The organism is uncultured Pseudacidovorax sp., assembly GCF_913773995.1.
Classification (GTDB): Bacteria; Pseudomonadota; Gammaproteobacteria; order Burkholderiales; family Burkholderiaceae_C; genus Xenophilus.
Genome location: NZ_CAJYES010000088.1, coordinates 1 through 3,180, shown reverse-complemented (window position 1 = coordinate 3,180; position 3,180 = coordinate 1). Strand labels below are relative to the sequence as shown.

Here is a 3,180-nt window from a genome sequence, read left to right as displayed (position 1 = left end):
CTTCGTAGGGACGCAGCTCGACGGTGTCACCCTTGTTCATCTGGCTCACGTCCCGCTCGATGGGCCGGGAGCCGGCGTCTGCCATGGTGTTGTAGAAGATCGGGGCGATCTTCGTGCCCAGGCAGATGCCGCCGAACTTCTTGTTCGGGATGTAGGGGATGTCTTCGCCCGTCCACCACAGCACGCTGTTGGTGGCCGACTTGCGCGAGGAACCGGTGCCGACCACGTCGCCGACGTACGCCACCGGCAGGCCGCGGGCGACCAGCTCCTGGATGAACTTGACCGGGCCGCGCTTGCCGTCTTCCTCGGGCTCGAAAGGCGCGCCGTCGCGCTTGTTCTTCAGCATCGCCAGGGCGTGCATCGGAATGTCGGGGCGGGTGGTGGCGTCGGGGGCCGGCGAAAGATCGTCGGTGTTGGTCTCGCCGGGCACCTTGAAGACGGTGAAGGTGATGCTCTGGGGCACTTCCGGGCGGCTGGTGAACCACTCCGCGTCTGCCCAGCTCTGCAGCACCGCCTTGGCATTGGCATTGCCGGCATCGGCCAGTTCCTTGACGTCATGGAACTGGTCGAACATCAGCAGCGTCTTCTTGAGGCCTTCGGCCGCCACGGCGCCGACTTCGGCGTCCTTGAGCAGGTCGATCAGCGGGCCGATGTTGTAGCCGCCCAGCATGGTGCCCAGCAGCTCGGTGGCGTGCGCACGGCTGATGAGGGCGTTCTTCTCGGTGCCATGGGCGATGGCCGCGAGGTAGCTGGCCTTGACCTTGGCCGCATCGTCCACGCCGGCAGGCACGCGATAGGTCAGCAGGTTCAGCAGGAATTCGCCATCCTTGGCGGTAGCGGACTTCAGAAGTTCGATAACTTCGCTGGTCTGCTTGGCCGACAGGGGAAGCGGGGGGATGCCCAGCGCAGCGCGCTCGGCGACATGGTCAACGTAGGCTTGCAACATCTTTCTTTTCTCCGGAAAACGTTCGGACAGCATCCATTCACGCCGGCAGCCGCAGGGGTTCGAGCCCTCCCAGGGCCTGCGCGCCGACGGTGGCCACGGCGCTGGGCTCCAAGCAAGAGCCGCGCCGGTGACCAGCCGGGCTGTGGGTTACTTCTTGGGCGCGTCGGCGCCTTCGAACAGCGCCTTGGGCGGGTTCTTCTTCATCTCTTCGGCGAAGGCGACCTGCGGGGCGGCCTGGCATTCGTCGGCCATGCGCACGCCTTGCTTCTGGTTCATCAGCATGGACTTGTTGCCCAGCTGCAGCCACATCGCGCCGGCATGGCTGTCCTCCAGGCGGATGGCACCAGTACGGCTTTCCACCGGGTGCATGCGGTACTTGGCGCCCTTGGTGCTGACGGTGAAGAAGCCGGGCTTGGCGTCGTCGGCCGTGACGGTCACGTCGGCACCCAGTTCGCACTGGATCTTGCCGGTGAAGACGCGCTTGGCGACTTCGATGTCGTTGTCGGTGAGCACCGCATCGTCGGCGACGGGCGTGGTCTCTTCCACCGCCTTGACGGCGCTGGCCTTGAGGTGCTGTTTGCCCTTGACGTGCACGACCTTGTCCTTGGACGCGGCCTTGGCGGCCGGCTTGGCCTTGGTGGCGGCCTTGTCGGCGTTACCGCTGGTCTGGGCCAGCGCGGAAAGCGGCAGCGCGAGCGCGGCAGCGGTGATGAACGCGAGGGTCTTGTTCATGGTGAGAGGAACCTTCCTTGGATGGCGGAGTTCAGGTGGACGCGTTGTCGGTCGCAAACCAGCCGGCAGCGCGGTCCGGCAACGTGCGTCCGGTGGCGTGTGCGCGCATCAGCACCTGCCAGAAGTGGCGGTAGCTCGCGCGGTCGTGCAATGTGCCATCAAAGCTGATGGGCGCCCAATCTGCTTCTTGTGCTGAAGCTATTATTTGTGTAGCAATTTGAATCTGACCCTCGTCCGGCGCGAAGGCCTCGAGGATGGGTCGGATCTGGTTTGGATGGATGCTCCACATCCGTGTGTAGCCGAACTCCCGCGCCGCCCGGCGCGCGGCGCTCTTCATGGCCTGCGCATCGTTGAACTCGGTCACGACGCAATGGGACGGGACCTTGCCAAAGGCGTGGGCGGCACTCGCGATGGCCAGCTTGGCGCGGACCACCAGCGGGTGCGAGAACTGGCCCTGCGCGCCCATACCCTCGGCCGGGATCGCGCCGGCATGGGCCGAGACGAAGTCCATCAGGCCGAAGCTGAGCGACTGCACGCGCGGATGCGCGGCGATGTCGAAGGCATGGTGCACCGCCAGCGGCGACTCGATGAGCACGTGCAGGGGCAAGCTGGTCGCGCCGGTTGCGTCCAGGGCGGCCACGGCGCGCGCCACGTCGGCCGGCTGTTCGACCTTCGGGACCATCAGGTAGGCCAGGCGATCGCCGGCCTGGCCGGCAATGGTGTCGACATCGGCCTCGAACGCGGGGTGGTCGACCGGATGAACCCGAGCGCCCACGCGCATGCCGGCAGCTGCGTTGCGGGCCAGTTCGACGACGAGCCGGGCATGGTCCGCTTCGCCACCGACGGGAGCGCCGTCCTCGCAGTCGAGCGTGACATCGAAGACGCAGGCCCCGAATTCGGCCGCCATCTCGGCCTGCAGCGCCAGGCTCTTGCGCATGCGGGCCTCGACGCCGCTGTAGTGGTCGCATACAGGCAGCGCGACGGCGCCGGCCTGGGCGCCGAGCAGCACCTCCGCCGGGTGGGCCGAGCGTCGTACGGCCATGGAATCGGCACTCATGCGGGACGGCGCGCCACGATGAACATGCGCGGGAAAGCCAGCAACCGGCGGCCGTCGGAGCGCACCGGATAGGCCGCGTCGACGCCCTGCTCGTAGGCCTTCAGGTAGCTGGCGCGCAGGTCCGCCGGGAGCGGATCGAGAAAAGGCCGCAGTCCCGTGCCGCTGACCCATTCGACGATGGCACCCGCCGAAGCCATGCGGTGCTGATAGACCGTATGCCAGACGTCCACGTCGGCCGCCGCGGGCGCGAGCAGGTCGTAATAGCCGCCGATCGTGAGCAACTCGGTTCGCACGCGGTCGGCGTCGCCGATGTGCGCGGCCCAGGGCGCACGGCCGGCCAGCTCGCGCATCAGGCGATGCGTGGGCTCCTGGCGGTTGTCGGGCATCTGGATGGCCAGCACGCCGCCCGGCGCCAGCAAGGAGAAGAGCCGCGGCAGCAGCTCCT

Annotated in this window: 2 protein-coding genes and 2 pseudogenes; all 4 read right to left on the bottom strand. The window is 67.4% G+C overall.

From position 1 onward, the window contains the following. Positions 1-946, bottom strand: a pseudogene (locus tag QZ772_RS07660) (aconitate hydratase B); the annotation flags it as partial. 147 nt (positions 947-1,093) lie between these two features. After that, positions 1,094-1,678: a hypothetical protein gene (locus QZ772_RS07655; RefSeq protein ID WP_295524463.1), complete on the bottom strand. Its 585-nt coding sequence runs from the start codon at positions 1,676-1,678 to the stop codon at positions 1,094-1,096. Between the two features lie 31 nt (positions 1,679-1,709). Next, on the bottom strand, positions 1,710-2,735 hold the full coding sequence (locus QZ772_RS07650; protein WP_295524462.1) for an aldolase/citrate lyase family protein: 1,026 nt from the start codon (positions 2,733-2,735) through the stop codon (positions 1,710-1,712). Next, positions 2,732-3,180 (bottom strand): annotated as a pseudogene (locus QZ772_RS07645) (trans-aconitate 2-methyltransferase); the annotation flags it as partial. The gene QZ772_RS07650 and the pseudogene QZ772_RS07645, both read right to left, overlap by 4 nt.

Coding starts and splice junctions, on each gene's coding strand:
- QZ772_RS07655 (WP_295524463.1), bottom strand. CDS start 1,678: ATGAACAAGACCCTCGCGTTCATCACCGCTGCCGCGCTCGCGCTGCCG.
- QZ772_RS07650 (WP_295524462.1), bottom strand. CDS start 2,735: ATGAGTGCCGATTCCATGGCCGTACGACGCTCGGCCCACCCGGCGGAG.